The 23,497-nt window shown below is 65.4% G+C and carries 25 protein-coding genes and 1 tRNA gene; 18 read left to right on the forward strand and 8 right to left on the reverse strand.

From position 1 onward, the window contains the following. Window positions 1-393 precede the first annotated feature (393 nt). Both LPW26_RS14460 and LPW26_RS14465 read left to right on the forward strand, forming a co-directional pair. Complete coding sequence (locus tag LPW26_RS14460) at window positions 394-1,452, forward strand: nucleoid-associated protein (RefSeq protein ID WP_238736106.1); 1,059 nt, start codon at window positions 394-396, stop codon at window positions 1,450-1,452. Then, window positions 1,415-2,980 carry a hypothetical protein gene (locus LPW26_RS14465; RefSeq protein WP_238736107.1) on the forward strand — a complete coding sequence of 522 codons (1,566 nt, stop codon included), beginning with the start codon at window positions 1,415-1,417 and terminating at the stop codon, window positions 2,978-2,980. The genes LPW26_RS14460 and LPW26_RS14465 overlap by 38 nt, the downstream gene beginning before the upstream one ends. Before the next feature lie 364 nt (window positions 2,981-3,344). On the opposite strand, the gene LPW26_RS14470 is transcribed toward LPW26_RS14465, so the two are convergent. Both LPW26_RS14470 and LPW26_RS14475 read right to left on the reverse strand, forming a co-directional pair. Further along, window positions 3,345-3,434: transfer RNA gene (locus LPW26_RS14470), tRNA-Ser, on the reverse strand. Between the two features lie 194 nt (window positions 3,435-3,628). Continuing rightward, the gene (locus tag LPW26_RS14475) at window positions 3,629-4,756 is read right to left on the reverse strand and encodes an ROK family protein (RefSeq protein WP_238736108.1); all 1,128 of its coding nucleotides are present in this window, start codon (window positions 4,754-4,756) and stop codon (window positions 3,629-3,631) included. Window positions 4,757-5,085: 329 nt separating this feature from the next. Here LPW26_RS14475 and rplU point away from each other — a divergent pair, with 329 nt between their 5' ends. From rplU to LPW26_RS14500, 5 genes are all read left to right on the forward strand, one after another. Next, window positions 5,086-5,472 carry a 50S ribosomal protein L21 gene (gene rplU / locus LPW26_RS14480; protein ID WP_238736109.1) on the forward strand — a complete coding sequence of 129 codons (387 nt, stop codon included), beginning with the start codon at window positions 5,086-5,088 and terminating at the stop codon, window positions 5,470-5,472. An 87-nt stretch (window positions 5,473-5,559) separates the two neighbouring features. Beyond that, a complete protein-coding gene (gene rpmA / locus LPW26_RS14485; RefSeq protein ID WP_011439148.1) occupies window positions 5,560-5,829 on the forward strand; it encodes a 50S ribosomal protein L27 in 270 nt (89 codons plus the stop codon). A 128-nt stretch (window positions 5,830-5,957) separates the two neighbouring features. Continuing rightward, window positions 5,958-6,554: a GNAT family N-acetyltransferase gene (locus LPW26_RS14490; protein WP_238736110.1), complete on the forward strand. Its 597-nt coding sequence runs from the start codon at window positions 5,958-5,960 to the stop codon at window positions 6,552-6,554. A gap of 183 nt (window positions 6,555-6,737) precedes the next feature. After that, window positions 6,738-6,914, forward strand: a complete 177-nt coding sequence (locus LPW26_RS14495) for a hypothetical protein (protein ID WP_238736111.1) — start codon at window positions 6,738-6,740, stop codon at window positions 6,912-6,914. Window positions 6,915-7,065: 151 nt separating this feature from the next. After that, window positions 7,066-7,236: a hypothetical protein gene (locus LPW26_RS14500; protein ID WP_238736112.1), complete on the forward strand. Its 171-nt coding sequence runs from the start codon at window positions 7,066-7,068 to the stop codon at window positions 7,234-7,236. Here the strand turns inward: LPW26_RS14500 and LPW26_RS14505 are convergent. Continuing rightward, on the reverse strand, window positions 7,229-8,158 hold the full coding sequence (locus LPW26_RS14505; RefSeq protein ID WP_238736134.1) for a DMT family transporter: 930 nt from the start codon (window positions 8,156-8,158) through the stop codon (window positions 7,229-7,231). The two genes, LPW26_RS14500 and LPW26_RS14505, sit on opposite strands and share 8 nt — an antisense overlap. A 175-nt stretch (window positions 8,159-8,333) precedes the next feature. On the opposite strand from LPW26_RS14505, the gene obgE reads away from it, so the two are divergent. After that, the gene (gene obgE / locus LPW26_RS14510) at window positions 8,334-9,395 is read left to right on the forward strand and encodes a GTPase ObgE (protein ID WP_238736113.1); all 1,062 of its coding nucleotides are present in this window, start codon (window positions 8,334-8,336) and stop codon (window positions 9,393-9,395) included. Window positions 9,396-9,631: 236 nt separating this feature from the next. Then, window positions 9,632-10,807, forward strand: a complete 1,176-nt coding sequence (locus tag LPW26_RS14515) for a glycosyltransferase (RefSeq protein ID WP_238736114.1) — start codon at window positions 9,632-9,634, stop codon at window positions 10,805-10,807. On the opposite strand, the gene LPW26_RS14520 is transcribed toward LPW26_RS14515, so the two are convergent. The 3 genes from LPW26_RS14520 to LPW26_RS14530 are packed head-to-tail and all read right to left on the reverse strand — an operon-like array spanning window position 10,740 to window position 13,093. Further along, window positions 10,740-11,321 carry a class I SAM-dependent methyltransferase gene (locus LPW26_RS14520; protein ID WP_238736115.1) on the reverse strand — a complete coding sequence of 194 codons (582 nt, stop codon included), beginning with the start codon at window positions 11,319-11,321 and terminating at the stop codon, window positions 10,740-10,742. The two genes, LPW26_RS14515 and LPW26_RS14520, sit on opposite strands and share 68 nt — an antisense overlap. Beyond that, window positions 11,318-12,058 carry a PIG-L deacetylase family protein gene (locus LPW26_RS14525; protein ID WP_238736116.1) on the reverse strand — a complete coding sequence of 247 codons (741 nt, stop codon included), beginning with the start codon at window positions 12,056-12,058 and terminating at the stop codon, window positions 11,318-11,320. The genes LPW26_RS14520 and LPW26_RS14525 overlap by 4 nt, the downstream gene beginning before the upstream one ends. Further along, window positions 12,059-13,093 carry an acyl-CoA dehydrogenase family protein gene (locus tag LPW26_RS14530; RefSeq protein WP_238736117.1) on the reverse strand — a complete coding sequence of 345 codons (1,035 nt, stop codon included), beginning with the start codon at window positions 13,091-13,093 and terminating at the stop codon, window positions 12,059-12,061. A 438-nt stretch (window positions 13,094-13,531) separates the two neighbouring features. Here LPW26_RS14530 and proB point away from each other — a divergent pair, with 438 nt between their 5' ends. After that, a complete protein-coding gene (proB, locus tag LPW26_RS14535; RefSeq protein ID WP_238736118.1) occupies window positions 13,532-14,662 on the forward strand; it encodes a glutamate 5-kinase in 1,131 nt (376 codons plus the stop codon). 3 nt (window positions 14,663-14,665) lie between these two features. On the opposite strand, the gene LPW26_RS14540 is transcribed toward proB, so the two are convergent. Both LPW26_RS14540 and LPW26_RS14545 read right to left on the reverse strand, forming a co-directional pair. Further along, window positions 14,666-14,962, reverse strand: a complete 297-nt coding sequence (locus LPW26_RS14540) for a type II toxin-antitoxin system RelE/ParE family toxin (protein ID WP_238736119.1) — start codon at window positions 14,960-14,962, stop codon at window positions 14,666-14,668. After that, complete coding sequence (locus LPW26_RS14545; RefSeq protein WP_238736120.1) at window positions 14,952-15,209, reverse strand: type II toxin-antitoxin system ParD family antitoxin; 258 nt, start codon at window positions 15,207-15,209, stop codon at window positions 14,952-14,954. Before LPW26_RS14545 ends, LPW26_RS14540 begins: the two co-directional genes overlap by 11 nt. A gap of 119 nt (window positions 15,210-15,328) precedes the next feature. Between LPW26_RS14545 and LPW26_RS14550 the strand changes: the two genes are divergently transcribed. The 8 genes from LPW26_RS14550 to LPW26_RS14585 all read left to right on the forward strand — a co-directional run bounded on the left by LPW26_RS14550 (window position 15,329) and on the right by LPW26_RS14585 (window position 23,318). Next, on the forward strand, window positions 15,329-16,621 hold the full coding sequence (locus LPW26_RS14550; RefSeq protein WP_238736121.1) for a glutamate-5-semialdehyde dehydrogenase: 1,293 nt from the start codon (window positions 15,329-15,331) through the stop codon (window positions 16,619-16,621). 30 nt (window positions 16,622-16,651) lie between these two features. After that, complete coding sequence (locus LPW26_RS14555) at window positions 16,652-17,281, forward strand: nicotinate-nucleotide adenylyltransferase (RefSeq protein ID WP_238736122.1); 630 nt, start codon at window positions 16,652-16,654, stop codon at window positions 17,279-17,281. A 251-nt stretch (window positions 17,282-17,532) separates the two neighbouring features. After that, window positions 17,533-17,892 carry a ribosome silencing factor gene (gene rsfS, locus LPW26_RS14560; protein ID WP_319942181.1) on the forward strand — a complete coding sequence of 120 codons (360 nt, stop codon included), beginning with the start codon at window positions 17,533-17,535 and terminating at the stop codon, window positions 17,890-17,892. 111 nt (window positions 17,893-18,003) lie between these two features. After that, window positions 18,004-18,486: a 23S rRNA (pseudouridine(1915)-N(3))-methyltransferase RlmH gene (rlmH, locus tag LPW26_RS14565; RefSeq protein WP_238736123.1), complete on the forward strand. Its 483-nt coding sequence runs from the start codon at window positions 18,004-18,006 to the stop codon at window positions 18,484-18,486. 19 nt (window positions 18,487-18,505) lie between these two features. Further along, entirely contained in the window at window positions 18,506-19,873 is a 1,368-nt protein-coding gene (locus LPW26_RS14570) for a murein hydrolase activator EnvC family protein (protein WP_238736124.1), read from the forward strand. Next, window positions 19,870-21,243 (forward strand): S41 family peptidase, encoded by a 1,374-nt coding sequence (locus LPW26_RS14575; RefSeq protein ID WP_238736125.1) that lies wholly within the window; start codon window positions 19,870-19,872, stop codon window positions 21,241-21,243. The genes LPW26_RS14570 and LPW26_RS14575 overlap by 4 nt, the downstream gene beginning before the upstream one ends. Before the next feature lie 158 nt (window positions 21,244-21,401). Continuing rightward, window positions 21,402-22,634, forward strand: a complete 1,233-nt coding sequence (locus tag LPW26_RS14580; RefSeq protein WP_238736136.1) for a divergent polysaccharide deacetylase family protein — start codon at window positions 21,402-21,404, stop codon at window positions 22,632-22,634. Window positions 22,635-22,814: 180 nt separating this feature from the next. Further along, the gene (locus LPW26_RS14585) at window positions 22,815-23,318 is read left to right on the forward strand and encodes an RNA pyrophosphohydrolase (protein ID WP_238736126.1); all 504 of its coding nucleotides are present in this window, start codon (window positions 22,815-22,817) and stop codon (window positions 23,316-23,318) included. Window positions 23,319-23,497 lie beyond the last annotated feature (179 nt).

Genomic DNA, 23,497 nt, shown 5'->3' on the forward strand with positions numbered 1-23,497 from the left:
TTCCTTGTCGTCGAAATAGCGGCGAAAGTCGCTGGCGCGGTCATCGTCACGCTTGCCCTCGTCCCTTCAGCTGTGGAGGTCACGATCACGCCGACTGGCGGCCGGGGCCTGCCGACTAGCCATCGGGTGGCTTGAGTTCGCGATTCGCTTTGAGACAGGAAAACCCGGCGTTTGTCGCGAGTAGAACAAATTAAGAACAAACGATTATACTAGATGTGTGTCATTCCTGCCCACATCTCAACGCGCTCGCAAGCCGCCGCCCCCCCGGGGGCGCGCACCGAGTGGCCTGGAAATCGACAGTAGCATTGGAGAAGATTTTGCGCGCGCTTAAAAGGTGAGCGGGAGAGAATCTGCAACCAACACCCCGTTCGACGCAGTGCTCCCGGGGGCGCCATGAGCTTTCTGACCGACGATGAACTTGCATCCTTACGTATCAACCAAATGATCCTTCACGTCGTCGGGGGAAAGCAGGCGTTCGAGCCGCAGCCGACGATGGAAGGCGTCGAACACATCGAATTCTTCCTGGCGCGCATCCAGGATGCAGCCGTCAGCGGCGTTCATCGATTCGAGGAGAGGTCTGGCACCCGCGACCTGCTTCAACAGATGGCAAGTCAGACCGCGAGCTTCGAGGAGGGTGCACAGGAGCTGTCGCGTCGCTTTTCGAAGGATCACGTCGGATCGAGCAGTAACGGAGCCTTCTTCGTGTTCGAGCTCAGTACCGACGACCCAAGCGTACTGTTCTACAGTTTGATTAAATACGACTACGGCGAAGCCATCGAGCTGTATGAAGACAATGGCCGCAACGCACTGCGCCAGATCGTCCAAGCTTTCGTTCGACAGAAGCGCGCAATCCAGAAATCTTGCTTGGTGCGCGTTCGCAATGGGGTAGTCGAAAGTCACGTGTCGGCCATTGATCGGATGGGCGAGGCACCCGACCTTACCGACTATTTCCAGAAGTTCCTTGAGGTGGTTCGAGATCGAGACACGCAAGAGCTCAGTCGGAAGCTTAACGAAGTTCTGCGGACCACCCTGCAGCAATGCCGGTCGCGGCTACCGAACGGGGACGTACCGGCAGCTTTAGCGGCGACTAAGGACCATCTGCGGGGGCGTGACAGTGTGGACGACGAAGGAATCCGAGAAGCCCTATTCGTCGCCGCGGGCCGACCCTCGGAGGAGGCCCGGGCGGAGCTCGACAAGGTTTTGGCAAAGCAGTTGAAGGAAAAGAAGCTGGCGGGCGTTAGTTTTCGTCCGGATCCGAACACGCTCAGACGTGCCCCCCGCCACAAGGTCCATACCGCTGAAGGCGTTCAGTTGGTGTATCCCGGCGAGCAGGAGAACCGCGCCGTGACGAGACAACGTACCGAGGGCGGCGGCTGGACGATCACGATTAGAACAACGCAGAACTTGGTGTTGGATGAGACCGTCCCTGAAACTTCTCGCTCGAACGCTTGACGAGTGGGCCGCCGAAAAACAGGCGATCGTGACAGAGACTCGCGAGTTGTTGGTCGTCGGCAATCTGTCGGCGACCGATGCCGTCGCCCTTGTCGGAATGGTTTGCGATGACGACCTGAATCCGATCATCGAAGACGGCTCCGACGCCGTGGTCGATCCACTCGAAATCGCAGACGACTTCGCACCTTTCAAGGTCAGTCTGAGTAAACCTCCGGTGCCTGCCCACGTGAGTGCGGTTCTGACGAACACGGGTTTTGCGGACTGGCTGTCGCGTCCGCCGGAGAGCTCCATCCTGTGGTGTGGCCTGCTCGAGAACGCGTTCGACACCCAGAGCGTGCGCTTCGCGCCGTGGGGCGACGCCTCGGAATACGTATCGACCCACGCTTCGGCGACGGCGCGTAAGATAGTGCGCGAGGGAGGCTCGACGCCGCTAGTGCCGGCCGATGTCAGACCATGGCTGCTGAAGGCAGGGGTCGAGGTGCCATGGTGCGAGACTACGGCGAAGGTCTGGATAGATCGTTCTGCCGAAGCGCTATTCAGGTCTCTCTGCAACGAAGTGGAAGCGGCCGACTCGCTGATGTTTCGGGGACCTCCCGTCGTCAGGTACTCCGTTTCGCGTCCGGCGATTGACCTCATGTCCCCGAAGGGTTTCGCTGCCCTGCAAGCAGCCGGCCGTTGGGTCTTCGATCTCGATCGGGAGATAGAGACGCGTCATGGGTTGCTGACCACCGAACTGGCGCGGACCAACGTCGGAAGTACGGAGGCAGCAACTCTTTTCGAGAAGGGGGCTATCTCGGCGCTCGAAGGCGCGAAGATAGCCATGCAACTCGGACTGCAAAAACTCAGTCTGGATTCCCTGAAGGCACTTGCCGACCTCAGGAAGGCGATCTCGGACGAAGCCGCCAAGCTATCGGATGCAACCCGCCAGATTGCAACTGCCGTCGCCGGCGCGCTGTTCGCAGGCATCGGCGTGATCGCCGCGCGGTTGACCACATTGATCGGCAGCCCGGTGGTTTCAATTGCTATTTTCATTCTGGGCCTGGTGCTCTGCGCCTACGTAGCGGCCGTCATCTTTAGCGGCTTCCAGTTCATCAACATTCAACGCGATCTACGGTCACAATGGAGGGAGCGACTCTACCGCTTTCTGCCAGAGGCGGAATACGAGGCGATGGTTTCCGGACCGGCTGGGAAGTCCGAGCGCGCATTTACCAATGCGGCAATTGTCGGGGGTGTGCTGACTGGCATGCTGTTTCTGGCCGTAATGATCGTATCATATAGCCCGATGCCCGCGGCCGGCCCATCGATGCCGCAAGCAGAACGCAGTGATGCGGTGATCCCGAAGGACAACTCGCAGAGTGAACCGTCCGGTTCGCAACGCGAAGCCGTAAAGACCTCCCCAGGTTCCTATATAGTCGGGCCGCCAGCGACGAGGCATGCCCCGCCCCTCCCGACCGCCGAGCAGCGCATCCATACGCCTGCGACGCCTAACCCAAGCTCACGACCATCCGATAATCGGCCGCCGAAATAATGTCGGCGGGCAGGGGCGGCCGGCACTGTGGTTGCGCTATTGGAATCGCCCTCGTTTACCGCAACTTCCGGCGTCGATGCCTTCACCCCAGCGATATGTCGGGTGCGGCCGTTGCCCCTGACCGCAGCGCCTGAGCTGGCAGAAATGAGAATCCGGGTCGAATGCTGCGTTGGTGTCCAGGCAACAGGAGATCGGCGCTGGCCGAGATTTGGGCAACCACGGCCGGCCAAACGCGTTGCCGCCTCCGTCTCCCTGTGTCAAATTTCCACGCGCCTCAGGGGCTACACCATGGGGCTACACCCACCGCCCGCGAGCGCGTGAGAAAGCCTTGAATTACAAAGGGTTTTCGGGACGTCAGAAAACGTGGCGGAGAGGGAGGGATTCGAACCCCCGATAGGCTTGCACCTATGCCGCATTTCGAGTGCGGTGCATTCGACCACTCTGCCACCTCTCCGCGGCGCGCGCGCGGGCTGGCCCGCGTGTTGGTCGGCGGTGTTCTTAAGGGAGCCGCGGCGGATAAACAAGCCGGGCGGTGATGCTTCGCCGCAAAACTGTTGCGAGCGCCACGCCTGGCGGCGCATTGGCAGGCTCAGGGAGAGGCGTCGATGCGCCGCCCCTTGAGCGTCGTGCCTGAGCCCAGCCGCATCCTCAGTCGTCCTTGTCCTTGCGGTCCTTGTCCTTCTCCTTGGCCTTGTCCTTCTTGGCCTTTTCTTTCGGCTTGCGGTTGGTGAAACGGGCGTTGCCGAGGCCGGTGCCGACGGTCAGGACGCCCCAGCGGGTGAAATCCTGCATGAACGGGACCTCGCTGAGCCCCTGCGCCACGCCGTCGTTGTGCATCAGGATCGCGGTATCATGATCCCCTATGGTCGGGATGCCTTCGACCAGGCTGCGCGGCAGGTGGAACTTGCTGCTTTCCCAATTGCCCGGCAGATTCTGCGCGCCTTTCTCGATGGTCCCGTCGTCATTAATGACGCCAGGACACGAGATGCCGATGAACGGCGCCAGCCTGAAGCCTTCCTTCTCGGCGTCGGCGATCAGATCCTTCAGCATCTTGGTGAGCCGCTTGACGGCCCCCTCGCGGGTCGGCTCGTCATCGGCGTGACGCCACAGGTCGGACTTCCAGACCGACGCCTTGGACAGGTCCTTGGCCTTTTTCCAGCTGGTCTCGACCACGCCGCAGCGGATGTTGGAGCCGCCGATATCGACCGCCACGATGCTGTCGTGCCCCTCGAAGATCCAAGACGGCGCCAAATGCAGGCAACCGATCAGGCCGGCCTCATCCGGGTGGTTCCGGATCGGCACCAGATCGATCTTGAAGCCCTCGGACTTGAGCAGAATGTCGGTGCGGGCGATCGCCAGCTCGCCGACCCGGCTCTGGCGAAAGCCGCCGCCGACCACGATGCATTCGGTATCGGTCCAGGATTTGGTCTTGAGGAAGCGCCGGGTGACGTAGGCCAGCTCCTGGGCGAACTCTTCGATCGCGCCGTGCACCAGCGCGGCGGCCGCCACATCGTCGCCGACCAGCAGCTCGTCCAGCGTGCTTTTGCTGATTTCCTTGGTGTCTTTCTTGCCGAGCGGGTCGTCGCCGTTCTTCTTCAGTGGCTTGCGGGAGGCGTCCAGGATGCGCTGGAAGGCGCCCTTGGACGCGCGGTCGCCGAGAAAGCCATCCTCGTCCTTGAGCTCGATATTGTAGGTGTCGACGTCGACCGACGGCAGCCGCGGGGAGCCATGAGCGGCGATGCCGGCGGTGGTGGTGGTCAGCGTATCCTCAGCCATCAGTCATTCCCCCGTTTGAAAGTCGGTGACAACGGCGGCGGAACCCGTTGGTTGCACCGGCCCGACACATCACGGAGTCGGCTTGTGCTTGACGGGATTCAGGTTTTTGCCGCTTTCGCCTTGACGAGCGGCGACTCGCCGATATAAGTCGTGCACCCGGCGTGGGCAGGTCCCGCGCCGTATTGCTTTGTGCGCCCGTGCCGAAGCCCCAGCAGAGGGCTAAGCCTTTCGCATAGACCGGCGGCCCTCGAGGTCGCTACCCACAACGACTGACCAAAAAGCCGGCCCGGTTCGTCCGAGGCTGGGATCGAACACGAAGGATGAAAACGATGTTCGCAGTCATCAAAACCGGCGGCCGGCAGTACCGCGTCGTTCCGGAAGATGTGCTCGAAGTAGGCAAGATCGAAGGCGAAGTCGGCAGCATCGTGCAGCTCGGCGAAGTGCTGGTGCTGGGCGGTGATACGCCGGTGCTCGGCGTCCCCACCGTGGCTGGCGCGACCGTCGCGGCCGAGGTGCTGGACCACAAGCGCGGCCCGAAGGTGATCTCCTTCAAGAAGCGCCGCCGCAAGAATTCGAAGCGCAAGCGCGGTTATCGCGACGAGATCACGGTGCTGCGCATCACCGAAATCCTGGCCGATGGCAAGTCGCCGACGGTCGGCCCGCGGCCGAAGCGCGTCAAGGCCGAACCGGCTCCCGCAGCAGACGCCGCCGAATAAGCGGCGCCGCGCGGCAGCGGTGTCAAATCAGTGGATGATTCCGTCGCGGAAATCGTCTAGGTAGAATTTGGATTTTGGAGACGAGCCATGGCTCATAAAAAAGCAGGCGGTTCATCGCGTAACGGGCGTGATTCTGCGGGCAAGCGCCTCGGGATCAAGGCCTATGGCGGCGAGCACGTGATTCCCGGCAACATCATCGCGCGTCAGCGCGGCACCACCTGGCACCCCGGCCTCAACGTCGGCATGGGCACGGACCATACCTTGTTCGCCAAGGTGGAAGGCCGCGTCGAATTCCGCGCCAAAGCTAACGGCCGTACCTTCGTATCGGTTCTTCCGATTGCGCAGGCGGCCGAATAGACGGTGGACAAACAAGTGTCCGCCGGGTCCTGACAAACCGGCGGAGCACAAAAGGGCTCCAGGGGAGGCGGGACATCCGACCTCCCCTTTCGTTTGCGTCCGTTTGATTGATGCATCAGGAGCCCGCGATGTTGCAGGAAATCCCAACACCCACACCCTTGTTGCGCGAGGCGAGACCTTGCGTCCTCGAGACCGAGCGGCTGACGCTGCGCAAGCCGGCTCTCGCGGACGTTACGGCACTTGCTTGCCTCGCCAATGATCGCCGGGTCGCCGAGATGACCCGCCGGCTGCCGCACCCCTATACGCGCGACGACGCTGCGCGCTTCGTGACCTCGCTGGGCCAGGACCACGAGACGGTGTTCCTGATCGAGGCGGATTTCGAGCCGGTCGGCATGGTCGGCGTCGACTGGCGCAACCGCGAGGCGCCGGAGCTCGGCTATTGGCTCGGCGTGGAGTATTGGGGCAACGGCTACGCCACCGAAGCGGCGCGCGCGGTGATCGACTTCACCTTCGAGGAATATGCCGTCAAGCAAATGATCTCCGCCGCCCGGGTGATCAATCCGGCGTCGCGTAACGTGCTGGAGAAGTGCGGCTTCCAGTGGACCGGCGTCGAGCTGCACCGGATGGAAGCGATCGGCTCGTCGACGCCGGTGGACTGCTTCCGTCTGACCCGCGGCGTGTGGTCGTCGCTGAAGAGCTGGGGCAAGACCCGGCGCAGCCGCTGACGGCGCCTTTCAGAACGCCTGAATCGCAACGGCTGGGTTTTGCCCGGCCGTTTTTAATTTGATTGCTGAAAGTCGCAGCCTTCCGGCCAGCAACGCTTAACCAGACCGATGGGTGCTCGGGCCATCCCGAGTACGAAGATGTCTCCCGGTCGCTTAGCACGAACATCCACACAGGAGTTCGACATGCTGACCCACCGCTACATCCAAGCCGTTCTCGCCCGCGACATCGCCGACGACATCAAACAGGCCGACAGCGCCGCCGAAGCCTCCGAGCGACAGGCTCGCGCCGACGAGCAGCGCCAGCGCGCCGAACAGCTCAGCTTCCGCTTCGTCGATCTCGATCGCCGCTTCGGCATCTGATGCAGCGGCGGCGGGGCCACGCGCCCCGCCGGGGCCGGCGGATTGGCGAACGCTTAACCAGCGCTCCAGCCTATCTGCCCGCTCACACGCCACAATACGCCCTTTTAACGCGTCCGGTGTAGTTGCAAGACCGGCTCAGCAGGAGGCCGAGATGTCCGAACCAAGCGAACAAACCGCCGCCGAATTTCAGGCGCGCGAGGAATTCCGCCGCGATCTTGATGCGTTCGAAGCCCTGGAGCGCCAACTTCTGTCCGACGAGCGGCGCGAGCGCGCCCGCAAGCTTGCGGAGCGCTTTGCAGGCCTGAAGCTGACGATCACGTAGTCCGTTCGGGCTTGGTGATCGCCGACTTGGCGACACCGCTGCTCCGGTCGCGGAGCGCCAGGAACAGGCCCGCACCGATGATCACCACACCACCGACCACGGTCGGCAGTGTCGGCACGTCGCCGAACACCAGCCAGCCGAATGCGGCCGCGAAGATGATCATCGTGTACTGATACGGCACCACGACGCTCGCGGGCGCCAGACTCAGCGAGCGGTTGACGCACAGCAGCGCGGCCGCGGACACGATGCCCGCCAGCCCGAACCACAGCCAATCCACCGGCGCCGGTGTCATCCAGCCCGACGGCGCCATCAGCGCGGCGCCGAGCAGCGCGGTACCGACGAATTGCTGTGACGCCAGGACCATCGCGGGGGTCTGGCGCAGAAACCGCGTGATCAGCAGCAGCACCGCGAACAGCATGCTGGCTAGGATCGCGATCAGCGCCGGCCAGGTCATGGTCTGCGGTGACGGCTGTAGCGCGATCAGCACGCCGCCGAAGCCGATCACGATCACCACCGCCCGCGTCCGGTCGATCCGCTCGCCGAGAAACAGCGCGGCACCCACCGAAACGAACAGCGCCGACGCCAGATAAAATGTGATGACGTCGGCGAGCGGCAGATAAATCGTCGCGATGAAGAACGCCGCGACCTCGCAGGCCGCGACCAGCGTCCGCAGCATCTGCAGCCCCGGCCGCTCCAGCCGCCGGAACGCGGCCCGCTGCCGCCAGATCAGCGGCGCCAGCACGATCAGCCCGGCGATCGCACGCAGCAGCAGCAATTCGCCGACCGGATAGGTCGCCACCACCTTCTTGCCGAGCGCGTCGCCGAACGAAAACGCCAGCATCGCCAGCAGCATCAGGACGATGCCGGCGCCGTGCGCGCCATGATCGTCGGGGCCGGTGGACAATTTGCGCAGCAGCCCCATATCGATCATGCACCCTTGGCTCTCCGGCGGATGGCCGGATCGCCCGCGCTTATCGCCCGGCGCTTCGCGCGGACGCAAGACCGGCCACCGAATAGCCGCCACGCAGCGCAGCCGATTGGGCGGACGGCGATCGAACAGTTGCCGCGCACCCTCGCCCTGGGATACGGATAGCCCCATGAAATTCCTCGATGAAGCTAAGGTTTACATCCGCTCCGGCGACGGCGGGAACGGCTGCGTGGCGTTCCGCCGCGAGAAGTTCATCGAGTTCGGTGGACCCAACGGTGGCAATGGCGGCCGCGGCGGCGATGTGATTGTCGAGGCCGCCGACGGCCTCAACACGCTGATCGACTATCGCTATCAGCAGCACTTCAAGGCCCAGAAGGGCGTCAACGGCATGGGCAGCGACCGCCATGGCGCCAACGGCAAGAACGTCGTGCTGAAGGTCCCGGTCGGAACCCAGATCTTCGATGAGGACAAGGAAACGCTGATCCACGACTTCACCAAAGTCGGGGAGCGGTTCGTACTGGCCGAGGGCGGCAATGGCGGCTTCGGCAACGCGCATTTCAAATCATCGACCAACCGTGCGCCGCGCCACGCCAATCCGGGCCTGCCCGGCGAGGAGCGCTGGATCTGGTTGCGGCTGAAGCTGATCGCCGATGCCGGCCTGGTCGGACTGCCGAACGCCGGCAAGTCGACCTTCCTGTCCAAGGTCAGCGCCGCCAAGCCGAAGATCGCCGACTATCCGTTCACCACCCTGCATCCGCAGCTCGGCGTGGTGAATGCCGACGGCCGCGAATTCGTGCTCGCCGACATTCCGGGCCTGATCGAGGGCGCCCATGAGGGCGCCGGCCTCGGCGACCGCTTCCTCGGCCATGTCGAGCGCTGCCGGGTGCTGTTGCACCTGATCGACGCCACCTGCGAGCACGCCGGCAAAGCCTACAAGACCGTCCGCGGCGAACTCGAAGCTTACGCCGAGACGCTTGCCGACAAGATCGAGATCGTGGCGCTCAACAAGATCGACGCGGTTGAGCCGGACGAGCTCAAGAAACAGAAAGATCGGCTGAAGCGCGCCGCGAAGAAGACGCCGCTGCTGATCTCCGGCATCACCGGGCAAGGCGTGCCGGAAGCGTTGCGCGGGCTTGCGGCCGTGATCGGCGAAGCGCCGGTGTCCGACAAGGCGAAGGGCGCCGCCGAGAGCGCTGCCGACGCCAAGCCATGGGCGCCGCAGGACGCCTGATCGGCGCAGCCGTGGACGGTCATCCGGCGGCGCTGAGGCAAACGTCCAGCGCCGCGTCGGCGCCCGCCGCTCGCCTGGGCATCGCTGCCTCGTGAACCTCAGCGATATCAGCAGCTGCCATCGCGGCCGCGTTTGGAACAGAATCGCGAACGATCACTTTCCCACTGCGACGGTTTGGATCGCCTTGCGCCACAGCAGGTCGACGGACAAACAACGTACCAGTGGGTGAAGCGCGCATGAAGGCCGACCGCAGTTTCAGTGCCGTCCGCGCCGTCGTCGCCATTCCCGCACACAACGAGGCTCAACGCATCCGCCGCTGCCTGTCGGCACTGGCGATGCAGCGCGACGAGGCCGGCGCTCCGGTTCGGACCGGCGCATTCGAGATCCTGATCTTCGCCAATAATTGCACCGACGACACCGCCGCGGTGGTGCGCGCGTTCGCCGCGTTGGTGCCGCATCCGGTCGTGGTGATCGAGGCGCAACTGCCGCCCGATCAACTCTCCGCCGGCCGCGCCCGCAAGCAGGCGATGGACCTTGCGGCGGCGCGGCTGATCGAGCGCGGCGCCATCGACGGCGTGATCCTCACCACCGATGCCGACAGCTGCGTGGCGCCGACCTGGTTCGCCGCGACGATGCGCGAGATGCAGAGCGGCGTCGATTGCGTCGCCGGCTATATCGACGCCGAGCCGCTGGAGATCGTCGACCTCGGCAGCGCATTCCTGACCCGTGGCCGGATGGAAGATACTTATTTGCGGCTGCTCGCCGAGATCGACGCGCGTTGCGATCCGCGCCCGCATGATCCATGGCCGAACCATCGGGTGTCGTCCGGCGCAAGCCTGGCGCTGACGCTCGCCTCCTATCAGGCGATCGGCGGCCTGCCGCCGCGTCCGGTCGGCGAGGACTCAGCCCTGACGGCCGCGCTGGAACGCGCCGGCTTCAAGGTCCGCCATTCGATGGCGGTTTCGGTCGTGACGTCGTGCCGGCTCGACGGCCGTGCGCAGGGCGGCGCGGCCGATACGATGCGGTTGCGTCACCAGCAGACCGACGCGCCATGCGACGACGATCTTGAGCCGGCGCTGCAGGCCACGCGGCGCTCGATCTATCGCGGCCATCTGCGGCGTCTGCTGGCAGTACAGCCAGCGCACCGCGATCTGCCGCGTGGCTGGCAGGTGTCGCAGGATGCGATGCGGCTACTGTCGGAGCCCGGCGTCGTGTTCGAGGAGGCCTGGCGGCGGATCTGTTGCGACAGCCCGGCCCTGCAGCGCGGCGCGCCACTTCGGCCGTCCGATCTGCCGCGGCAGATCGCGGTCGCCAACATGATCCTGCGCCAGCTTCGGCGGCGGATCAGCTCGCCCCCAACCGCTCCAGCCGATAAACCTCGTCCTTCACGATGGCTCGAACCGGCAGCCTAGCTGCCACCGCTTGGAAAAACTGATCGCTGGCCTCGAGCCCGGTCAGCGGATAGTCGGTTTCGCCGAGCCAGTGGCACAGGATGATCTCGCCGTCCGGCCGCAGCGCGTCGATACACTGCTGCGCCACGCCCGCCAGATCCGGCGCCGCGAAGTAGTACAAGACTTCCGACAGCACGATCAGATCGAAGCGGCCAGCCGGAAACTGCTGCGGCAGCGTTGCCACGTCGAACGTCACGTTGGCGGGCACACCGCCCGCCCGCGCCGCGTCGATCGCGGTTTGCGATGCGTCGATGGCAAGCAGCTTGTCGCAGCGCGGCGCGAGCTGGGCGGTCAGAACGCCGATCGAGCAGCCGACTTCAAGCCCCGAACCGAACCGCGGCCGGCCAAGCGCCGCCAGGGTCGACTGGTACTTCTCGCGTTCGTAGTCACTGCTGCGAAACCGCCACGGATCGATGTCGGCACGATATTTTTGCTCAAAATAGTCTGCCGCGATCGTCTCGGTCCGGCGACTCATGGCGTGACCTTCAAGTAGTATTCGTAACGCCCGACGAACGGCGCCAGGGTCTGGTCGGTGAAGCGGAATCCGTCCGGGTCGTCATCGATCAGATCGGTCATCTGCGACACGTGGGCGTCGATCGCCGCGCGCTTGCGGGCCTGCTGTGCCGAGATGTCGAGCCGCAGTCCCTCGGGGGCCGGCCGGTTCAGCGGCTCGGCCGGATCGAGATGCCAGCCCCAGATCGGATACGCCCACAGCGTGATCTCCTTGTGTCGCCGGCAAACCGCCTCGGCGATGCGCGCGGTCGCCTGATGGTCACAATGCGGATCGCCGTCCCATGTCACCAGCAACGATTTGGCCGCGGCATGCACGCAGATCGCCGCGATCGCATCGACGGCGGCGTCGAACGGCGGGCCTTTGGTCGGCGCCTGGGTGTCGGGCAATCCAAGTCGATGAACATGATCGGGCGGCAGCCCGAGCAGCGCGGCAGCCTGTTCGAGTTCGGCGCGTCGCAGTTCGATGAGACGTTGCCGAGGGTAGCTCGGCGACTTCGGATGGGAGGCGCCGCCGTCCGTAATCAAAACGACCTCGGTGCGCTGGCCGGCGGCGCAGGCACAGGCAATCAAACCGCCGGCACCGAGCGATTCATCATCGGGATGCGGCGACAGCACCACGCAGGGCTGACCGCCGGTGAGATCGCCCAGCGTGCCTATCGGCAGTCGGCGGACCGCGTCCAAGTAATCCGAGGCGAGCAATCAAAACTCTCCCACAGCCAGCGATGATGTCAGCCAGGCGCGCGCGGCGTTGCTCATCGCCAGATCCGGCACGGGCTGGCGCAAATACGTCGCGAGGTCACGGCAAATCCGTTCGATCGGGTCGGGCCGGATAAACCCCTGCAGGCCAACGCCGCGCTGGACGTTCTCCATGATGTCGAGCGCGGCACGCTCGGTGACCATGCGGGTCATATTGGCGAAGGCCACGATGGCCTCTGCGTCGGCTTCGCTGCCGAACCGGCGCGCAGCCTCCTCGACCCAGAACCGCGCGGTGCGCGCTGCGGCGACGCAATTGGCGACGCGCTGTAGCTGATACGGATCCTCGCCCCGGCCGCGTGACACGAGGTGATGCCGAAACAACTCGACCAGCCGCTCCATCGCGCCCAGATGCGCCGCGCAGAACCGCCAGGCCCCGCCCGATAGATACGGCTGGCGCATGAAGTCTCCGGCGCCGCCGACCTGTTCGTCAGGCCCGATGCGAATGCCGGTGAGGTCGATCGCGCCGGTCGCCGTCGACCGCATGCCAAGCGCGGTCCAGCCGCTGAGGTCGACAGGGTGATCGGGCGCGATCCGCAACAGATACATGTACTGATCGTCGCCCGACTTGGCGGTAACGATCGGGCGCGACACGAAGCCGGCGCCCGACGCGAGGATCTTGCGGCCCCGCAATTCGTCATGGTCTGCCTGACTTGCGATCTTCAGACCGGCCGCATCGTCGGCGCCCCACACCGCCGCCAACGCGCCGTTGCGAACATCGGACGCAAGCGAAGCCTGCTGCGCCGCGGTGCCATAGCGGCAGACCAGCGCGATCGCGTTGATATGGCCTTCGATCAGCCGCGCGGTCGACAGATCGCCGGCGCCGAGCACGCGCAGCACCGTGCACAAATCACTCTGGCGATCGGAATCGATCAGGCCGAGGCCGCCGAGCGACTCCGGAAACGCCGCCATCCCCAAGCCGGACCGATGAAAATCGGCCCACAGGCTGTCGTCGATCGCCGCCTTGGCGTCCGCCGCCAAGGCGCATTCGAATGCCCGCGCGGCAAGTAACTCGGTGCGGGCGATCAGCGTCTGAATGTCGGTTGGTGCTAAAATAACTGATACTCACAGCTGGATCGGACACATCGCCGGGATGTGAATGCCAGCGTGAGAGCGAAGTTCCTCTCTGGGATGAAGCTCGATGGGCCGCCGGATGCCGACGACCAACGCTTCGGCGAGGCCGATGGCCGGTCGCGGTGAGTTCTTGGCCGGATGAGTGCGGGATGGACTGTTGCTCACGAGCCGAACGCCGCTCCCGAGGCGGGCCATACCTGGGCTACCCGCTTTTGATTTCGATTTGCCCCGTATCGTCGACCTGCCGGCCGTTCGCCGCGGCTTGCGCCGACCGGTGGCGTGCTGCAAAACGACGCGTTGCATCCCCCCGGCGCGGCAATGCGCCAAATCCCAGATCCGTGTTCGATGGCCAGCCCGAAGCTTCATGATTTCCGCCGCATCGTCGTCAAGGTCGGCTCCTCGCTGCTGATCGACTCGCACGCCGGCGAGGTCCGGGCGGACTGGCTCGCGGCGCTCGCCGCCGACATCGCCGAGCTGCATCGCGGCGGGCGCGACGTGATGATCGTCTCGTCCGGCTCGATCGCGCTCGGCCGCAGCCGCCTCAAACTGCCGCGCGGGCCGCTGAAGCTCGAAGAGAGTCAGGCCGCCGCCGCCGTCGGGCAGATCGCTCTGGCGCGGACCTGGTCGGAGGTGCTGGGCGCCCATGACATCGGCGCCGGCCAGATCCTGGTGACGTTCCAGGACACCGAAGAGCGCCGCCGCTACCTCAACGCCCGCTCCACCATCGGCAAGTTGCTGGAATGGCGCGCGGTGCCGGTGATCAACGAGAACGACACCGTCGCCACCAACGAGATTCGCTACGGCGACAATGATCGCCTCGCGGCGCGCGTCGCCACGATGGCGAGCGCCGACCTGCTGATCCTGCTGTCGGACATCGACGGCCTCTACACCGCGCCGCCCGGCAGCAACCCCGATGCGCAGCTGATCCCCGTGGTCGAGTCGATCACCGCGGAAATCGAAGGCATGGCGGGCGCGGCCGGCTCCGAACTGTCGCGCGGCGGCATGCGGACCAAGATCGAGGCTGGCAAGATCGCGACCAGCGCCGGCACCCACATGCTGATCGCCTCGGGCAAGATCGATCATCCGCTGAAGGCGATCGCAGATGGCGGCCCCTGCACCTGGTTTCTGACGCCGGCCAATCCCGTCACGGCGCGTAAGCGCTGGATCGCCGGCTCGCTGGAGCCGAAGGGGACGCTGACGATCGACGCCGGCGCAGTGGTGGCGCTACGCGCCGGCAAGAGCCTGCTGCCGGCCGGCGTGATCCGTGTCGACGGCCAGTTCGCCCGCGGCGACGCGGTGGTGGTGCGCGGCCCCGACACCCACGAGATCGGCCGCGGTCTCGTCGCCTACGACGCCGACGATGCCGACAAGATCAAGGGCCGTTCGTCGTCCGACGTGATGATGATCCTCGGCATCACCGGCCGCGCCGAGATGATCCACCGCGATGATCTGGTGGTCGGCACGGCGCCGGCTTGAAATTTACCTGAAGTCTTCAGGCGAGATGTCCTGCCGTCCGTGCATAACACGAACGACAACCACGCCGTCCTTCAGGGGTAGATAGTAAAGGACGTAGCTTCCCGACGGAAAGCTGCGCAGTTTTGGGGACAATTCCGGGCGTGCTCTGCCGAGCAAAGGCGAATGCGCCAGAACGTCAAATACCTTCTCGATGGCTTCGAGCAGACGATCCGCGGCGTTGACGTTGTCTTTGGCAACATAACTCCAGATCGCCGCAATATCGCGCTCGGCTTGCGGACTTTTCCGTGCCCTATTCGCCACGTTCCGCTGCCAGCCGCTTGCGTCCCTCGGCCTTGATACGTTCGAACATGTCGCCGACCTCTTCCATCGGCCCGCTGTCCAGCCCCTTCTGGATCTCGGCCCGCAGCGTATCGAGCTTGGCTTCCCGCGCCTGCATCAGGCGAACGCTGTCGCGCAACACGTCGTCGGCCGTCTCGTAGCGGCCGCTTTCCACCAGGCTTTCGACGAATGCCGCCGAGTGCTCGTCCAGAGTGTAGTTTCCGGCCATCTGCGCCTCCCGAGAACACCCAAAGGATAGGCATCACCCGGTTTCCCCGCAACCAGCTTGGCGTACCGCCAAATTCCGCCTATTTACATGACAGACCACGGATTTTCAGGCTTCACCCCATGACCGCCTCGCTCAAAGCTATCGACGGCTCCGCCGAACTGGCGACGCTGATGACCGATCTCGGACGCAGCGCGCGCGCTGCCGCATGGGTTCTGGCGCTGGCGCCGCCGGAGCAGAAGAACCGCGCGCTCGAGGCGATGGAAAAAGCCGTCCGCGCCGGCGCTGACAAGATTCTCGCCGCCAATGCCGAGGACGTCGCCGACGCCAAGGCCTCCGGTGCCAATGCGGCCTTTCTCGACCGCCTCACCCTGACGCCTGCGCGCGTCGAGGCGATGGCCGAAGGCATCGCGGTCGTGCGCGGCATCGCCGATCCGATCGGCGCCGTGACCGAAAGCTGGCAGCGGCCGAACGGCATGACCATAGAGCGCGTCCGGGTGCCGCTCGGCGTTGTCGCGGTGATCTATGAGAGCCGCCCCAACGTCACCGCCGACGCCGGCGTGCTGTGCCTGAAGTCCGGCAACGCCGTGATCCTGCGCGGCGGTTCGGAAAGCTTCCGCTCCGGCCGCGCGATCCATGACTGTCTGGTGCAGGGTCTTCGGGAGGCCGGTCTGCCCGAAGCGGCGATCACGCTGGTGCCGACCCGCGATCGCGCCGCCGTTGGCCTGTTGCTCGGCGGCCTGAACGGCGCCATCGACGTCATCGTGCCGCGCGGCGGCAAGAGCCTTGTGGCGCGCGTCGAAAGCGAGGCCCGGGTGCCGGTGTTCGCTCATCTGGAAGGTGTCAACCACGTTTATGTGGATCGCAGCGCCAGCCTCGACATGGCGAAGTCGATCGTGCTGAACGCCAAGATGCGGCGCACCGGCGTGTGCGGCGCCGCCGAGACGCTGCTGATCGACCGTGCCGCGGCCGCGACGCATCTGGCGCCGCTGATCGGCATGCTGATCGATGCCGGCTGCGAAGTCCGCGGCGACGACGCCGTGCAGCGCGCCGACGCGCGCGTCAAGCCGGCCGCCGATCAGGATTGGGATACGGAGTATCTCGACGCAGTGATCGCCGCCAGGCTGGTCGATGGGGTCGACGCCGCGATCGCCCACATCCATCAGCACGGCTCGCACCACACCGATGCGATCGTGGCCGAAGATGCGCACGCGGCGACGAAGTTTCTCGCCGAGGTGGATTCGGCGATCGTGCTGCATAACGCCTCGACGCAGTTCGCCGACGGCGGCGAGTTCGGCTTCGGCGCCGAGATCGGCATCGCCACCGGCAAGTTTCACGCCCGTGGCCCGGTCGGCGCCGAGCAGCTCACCACTTTCAAATATCGCGTCCACGGCACCGGGCAGACCCGGCCGTGACCCCCTCGTCCGCCGAACCCGGAGCTTGAGTTGACGCCGGATCCCGTGGCGGCCCGCCGCGCCGTTCCGGCTTACAGCCGGGGCATGCGGATCGGCCTGCTTGGCGGCTCGTTCAATCCCCCGCACGAAGCGCACCGCGCGATCAGCCGGTTCGCGCTGACGCGGCTGAAGCTCGACCGGATCTGGTGGCTGGTGTCGCCCGGCAATCCGCTGAAGGACGTGACGGCGCTGCGCGAGCTCGATGCCCGGTTGGCGGCCGCCCAGGCGATCGCCGACGATCCGCGGATCCAGGTGAGCGGCCTCGAGGCTGCGATCGGCACCCGCTACACCGCCGACACGATTGCCTATCTGCGCCAGCACTGCCCCGGCGCGCACTTCGTCTGGATCATGGGAGCCGACAATCTGGCGCAGTTCCACCGCTGGCAGCGCTGGCGGTCGATCGCGGAGGCGCTGCCGATCGCCGTGGTCGATCGACCTCCTGCCACCTTTCGGGCCCTGGCCGCACCGGCCGCCCAGGCGCTGCGCCGCTACCGCCTGCCGAACTCGGCGGCGACGACACTGGCCGACCAGGCGCCCCCGTCTTGGGTTTTCCTGACAGGCCTGAAGTCACCCATGTCGTCGACGGCGCTGCGGAACCCCGACGGAAGTTGGAAGAAATGAGGCGGCTGTGCCGTCTGGAATGTTGAAAGCCCGAACCCCACATGCCTAGTATGGTTGCCGGGCTGCGGGATTCGCCGCCCGCGATACAGTGAAAGGAAAGGTCCCTGACCACATCTGTATTGTCTCAGTCGGCGCCGCCCCAGGCAGTCGCGGCGAAAGCAGTGAAGCCGAAGGCCCCGTCGAAAGCAACGTCGAAGGCAGTTACTTCGCGAAGCACTGCTGCAGCGGCAGAAGCGCCGACGCCGGACGCGATCTCCACGACGCAGCTGTCGGCCGAGGAGACGCTCAAGCTGATCCTCTCCCGCCTCGATGACATGAAGGCGGAAGAAACGATCGCCATCGACATCCGCGGCAAGTCGGCGATGTTCGACTATGTGGTCGTCACCAGCGGACGGGCGAACCGTCATGTCGGTGCGATCGCCGAGAACGTGTCGAAAGCGCTTAAGGAAGCAGGCGTCACCAAGATCCATGTCGAGGGCCTGACCAATTGCGATTGGGTGCTGATGGATTGCGGCGACGTGGTGGTGCACGTGTTCCGGCCGGAAGTCCGCGAGTTCTACAATCTCGAGCGCTTGTGGACGCAGGGCCCTCAGCCGGCGAAGACGCTGTAGCGCCTGCCCGGGCTCCCCCGAGCCGCGGGCGTGAGTGTATGTCGCTATTGCCGGCCGGCGCCGTTTTGAAACGGCACGGTGCGGAAGGTGCGAGAGTCTGCGTATGACACTATGCGCCTAACCGTCATTGCCGTCGGCAAACTCAAGCAAGGTCCGGAACGCGACCTTGTCGAGCGCTACAAGACCCGTTTCGACGACATCGGCCGCAAGCTCGGCTTTCGCGGGCTCGACATCCATGAACTTGGAGAAAGTCGCGCGCGCGACGCAGCGACCCGGATGGCCGAAGAAGCCGCGGCGATCTCGGCCGCGATACCCGAAGGCAGCGTGCTGGTGACGCTGGACGAACGGGGACAAAGCCTCGACAGCGCAAGCTTCGCGGCGCAGCTCGGTCGTTGGCGCGACGCGTCGGTACCCGGTACCATTTTCGTGATCGGCGGTGCGGACGGACTTTCGCCCGAATTGCGGCGCAAGGCAAAGCTGTGCCTGTCGTTTGGCGCCGCGACGTGGCCGCACCAAATGGTCCGAATGATGCTGCTGGAGCAGATCTACCGGGCCGCGACGATCTTGGCGGGACATCCCTATCATCGTGCCTAGTGAGCGCCGCAGCGATCAGATGCATCACGACTTTGCGCAACAGAAGTTGGCCACGGCCGCGAGGAGCTCCTCCGGCTTCGTCTGGCCGTCGGTTGCGCTGGTGTCGGCAAGCCTGATTTCCGGCATCTGGATCGATCGCGCTGACGCGCAGACGCCACCTGTGGCAACGCCGGCGCCCTCCGCCGCCGCGACCGCAGACCTGATCCGCCAGCGCGCGCAGGAACTCGAAGCCGCGCGCGCCGAGCAGAAGCGTGCCGCCGAACTGCAGGACAAGCTCAAGGCCGACCTCGCGGCGATCGGCGAAGATCGCACCAAGCTCAATCAGCAACTGATCGACATCGCCGCCAAGGTGCGGGCCGTCGAAACCAAGATCAACGACGCCGAAGCCCGGCTGGTGCCGCTTGATGCCCGCGAAGGCCAGATCCGCACCTCGCTGGACCAGCGCCGCGGCGAGATCGGCGAAGTGCTTGCCGCCCTGCAGCGCGCCGGTCGCCGTGCCCCGCCGGCCCTGCTGGTCCGTCCCGAGGATGCGCTGCAGTCGCTGCGCACCGCGATCCTGCTCGGCGCCGTCGTGCCCAACCTGCGGGACCGCGCCGAGCGCCTCGCCACCGATCTTGGCGAACTGATCGCCGTGCGCAAGACCATCGCGGCCGAGCGCGATCAGCTCGCCGCCGACCGCAGTGCCATGACGGCCGACCAGACCCGGCTCGCCGCGCTGGTCGACGAACGGCAGCGCAAGCAAGGCTCCGTCGAAAAGGATATCGAAACCGAACGCTCCCGCGCGCTGACGCTGTCGCGCCAGGTCGACAGCCTGACCGGCCTGATCGCCAAGATGGAGCAGGATCTCAAGAGCGCCGCCAAGGCCGCTGCGGCCGCCAGCCAGAAGGGCACGCCGATGGCGAACCTCGCGGCGCTGAAGGATCCCGGCCGGCTCAGCCCGGCGATCGCCTTCGCGTCCGCCAAAGGCATGCTCGGCCTGCCGGTCAACGGCAGCAAGATCCGGGAGTTCGGCCGGCCCGACGGCGTCGGCGGCGTCGAGCGTGGTATTTCATTGTCGACGCGAGCGGGCGCCCAGGTCACAACCCCGTGTGACGGTTGGGTTGTGTATGCGGGACCGTTTCGCTCCTATGGACAACTCTTGATCCTCAATGCCGGTGGCGGATATCATGTCCTGATCGCCGGGATGGAGCGGATTTCGGTCAACATCGGCCAATTCGTGCTCACGGGAGAGCCGGTGGCGACCATGGGGACGACGTCGCAGGTCGCTTCGATCCTGGCGGCGAATGTCAGTCAGCCCGTGCTCTATATCGAGTTCCGTAAGGACGGCACTCCCATTGATCCAGGCCCATGGTGGGCCGCAAATGAAGGCGAAAAGGTTCGCGGATGATGCGCAAGACTTCGGTAATCCTCCTCAGCGCGGTCACGGGCGCTGCGCTGACACTTTTCGTCACCCAGCCGCGATCGATACTGATGGGCTCGACGGCGCGAGCCGCGACTTCGGATACCTATCGTCAGCTCAATTTGTTCGGCGACGTTTTCGAACGCGTGCGCAGCGACTACGTCGAGAAGCCGGACGACGGCAAGCTGATCGAGTCCGCGATCAGCGGCATGCTGACCGGGCTCGATCCGCATTCGAGCTACATGGACGCCAAGAGCTTCCGCGACATGCAGGTGCAGACCCGCGGTGAGTTCGGCGGTCTGGGCATCGAAGTCACCATGGAAGACGGTCTGATCAAGGTAGTGTCGCCGATCGACGATACCCCGGCCTCGAAGGCCGGCATCATGGCCAACGACATCATCACCAATCTCGACGACGAAGCCGTACAGGGCCTGACCCTGAATCAGGCGGTCGAGAAGATGCGCGGTCCGGTCAATACCAAGATCAAGCTCAAGATCATGCGGAAGGGCCAGGACAACCCGATCGAAGTCACGCTGGTGCGCGACAACATCCGGGTTCGCTCGGTGCGCGCCCGCGTCGAGTCCGACGACATCGCCTACATCCGCATCACCACCTTCAACGAGCAGACCACCGAAGGGCTCAAGCGGGAAATCGCCAACCTGACTAATCAGATCGGCGCCGACAAGCTGAAGGGCTTCATCCTCGATCTGCGCAACAATCCGGGCGGTCTGCTCGAAGAGGCCGTGACGGTCTCCGACACCTTCCTGGATCGCGGCGAGATCGTTTCGACCCGCGGCCGCAACGCCGAAGAGACCCAGCGCCGCTCGGCGCATGCGGGCGATCTGACCAAGGGCAAACCTGTGATCGTGCTGGTCAACGGCGGTTCGGCCTCGGCGTCGGAAATTGTCGCCGGCGCGCTGCAGGATCACAAGCGCGCCACGCTGGTCGGTACCCGCTCGTTCGGCAAGGGCTCGGTGCAGACCATTATCCCGCTCGGAAGCGGCAACGGCGCACTGCGGCTGACCACCGCGCGCTACTACACGCCATCAGGCAAGTCGATCCAGGCCAAGGGCATCACCCCGGACATCGAGGTGCTGCAGGACGTGCCGGAGGACCTCAAGGCCCGCACCGACACCAAGGGCGAAGCCTCGCTGCGTGGCCACCTCAAGGGCCAGGACGGCGACGAGAAGACCGGTTCGCAGTCCTACGTGCCGCCGGAGGCCAAGGACGACAAGGCGCTGAAGACCGCCGCCGACCTGCTGCACGGCATCAAGGCGACCTCGACGACGCCGGCCGCACCGGCCAGCGGCGAGAAGGCCGCGATCGACAAGCCGGCCGGCAACAAAGCGGCGAACTGATCGCCTCGCATATCGACCTTTCTGCAAAGGGCGGCTCTCGGGCCGCCCTTTTTGCTGCGCCGAGCAGACCAGGCGGCTGCGCGGTTGCGGGCCTGGGATGCCGCCCGCAGCGCGCGACGTGGTATCGTCATGGCGGGTGATTCGGGAGACGGTTGGCTGTGGCGGCGGACGAACTGAGCACACCGCTGGGTCAGAAACACGGTCGGCTGCGCCGGTTTCGGCTGCCGTTCACCGCGACCCAGGCGATCGCCACGATCCTGGGACTGTTCCTGCTCGCCTTCCTCGGCTTCGCGCTGTTCAACAATGATCCGCTCGGCGGCGAGCCGATGGCGCGGATCACGCTGAAGCCGGGCCCGCAAGACGCTGCGGCGCCGGCCGAGAAAGCGCCGGCCGATAAGGGGCCGGCGGACAAAGCCGCGACCGACAAGGCCGAGACGAAGTCCGATCACGCCGAAGCCAAGGACGCAGCAGCGCCGGGACAAAAGACCATCACCATCATCGACGGCTCGAGCGGAGCGCGCCAGAACGTCGTCGTCTCGACCGACGACAAGGCCGCCGCGCCGGCCGCAACGCCCGGCAACACCAATGGCATCAATCCCCGGCTGCTCGAGCAATCCCGCTACGGCATGATCCCAGTCGCGGCCGGCACGCTGAAGCCGTTCTCGGCTTATGCGATGGCGACCGACGCCGACCGCGCCAAGGCCGACAAGATGCCCACCGTCGCGATCGTCGTCACCGGCCTCGGCGTCGGCGCGGCGCGAACCAACGAGGCGGTGATGAAGCTGCCGCGCGCGGTGGCGCTGGCGTTCACGCCCTACGGCTCCGAACCCGGCAAGCTGGTCGAGGAGGCGCGCGCCAAGCAGCACGAGGTGCTGCTGCAGCTGCCGATGGAGCCGTTCGACTATCCGGACAACGACCCCGGCCCGCAGACGATGCTGAGCTCGGCGGCGCCCGAGCAGAATATCGACCGCCTGAACTGGCACCTCAGCCGGTTCCAGGGCTATGTTGGCGTGTCCAACTTCATGGGCGCACGTTTCGTGGCGACCGACGCGGCGATGCAGCCGATCATCCGCGACGCCGCCAAGCGCGGGCTGGGCTATCTCGACGACGGTTCGGCGCCGCGCAGCGTCGCTCCCGCGCTGGCCAAATCGCTCGCCATGCCGTTCGCCCGTGCCGATCTGACCATCGATACCGTGCCGACCGCGGCCGAAATCGACAAGGCGCTGGCGCGGCTCGAAGCGCTCGCCAAGGAGCGCGGCAATGCCATCGGGGTGGCCTCGGCGCTGCCCGTCTCGATTGAACGAATTGTTAGCTGGAGCAAGAGCTTGGAGAGCCGGGGCGTGGTCCTGGTGCCATTGACAACGGCGATGCTGAAATCAAAATCCACCTAGGGCATAAACCCGATATGTGGAACTCCGTCGTCGGAACAGTCCGGCTTCGGTGCCGTGGAAGTGAGGGGCTGGTGACCGCCCGCTGCGTTGGTGGTCTAAGGAGACTGGCCGGCGCGAAGCAACATCGCTTCGCCCGGAAACATTTGAGGTTCGCGACGAGCGAACGGAGGCACTGATCGAATGGCGCGCTACGAGGACCTGCCCTATCGAACATGCGTCGGCATGATGCTGATCAACCGTGCAGGGCTGGTTTTCATCGGACGCCGCGCTGGCGGCATCGAACATGTCGACGACACCCATGTCTGGCAAATGCCGCAGGGCGGCGTCGATCCCGGCGAGGACACCTGGGAAGCCGCCAAGCGCGAGCTCTACGAGGAGACCAACGTGCGCTCGGTCGAGAAGATCGGCGAGGTCCCCGACTGGCTGATCTACGATATCCCCCGCACCGTCGCGGGCCGGGCCTGGAAGGGCCGCTACCGTGGCCAGCGCCAGAAATGGTTCGCGATCCGCTTCACCGGCCCGGATTCCGAAATCGACGTCGTCGCGCCGGCTGGTCACAAGTCGGAATTCACCAGCTGGCGCTGGGAGCCGATGCACAACCTGCCGGACCTGATCGTGCCGTTCAAACGCCCGGTCTACGAGCGCGTCGTGAAGGAATTCTCGCAACTCGCCGCCGCGGTGTGACCGCCGCGGCGGGAGCTGCTGCCGTGTAGCCAATTCGCTTTTCCAACCGGCATTGGAAGCGAAGCGAAGCAATCCAGCGCCGAGCACGGGGCTGGATTGCTTCGCTCCGCTCGCAATGACGGGGATATGTGGTGCCACGGTCCAGGCGCGTCGGTGTGCGTCGGCGGGATGACTGCAGA

This window comes from Rhodopseudomonas infernalis (genome assembly GCF_022271405.1).
GTDB classification, from domain to species: domain Bacteria; phylum Pseudomonadota; class Alphaproteobacteria; order Rhizobiales; family Xanthobacteraceae; genus Rhodopseudomonas; species Rhodopseudomonas infernalis.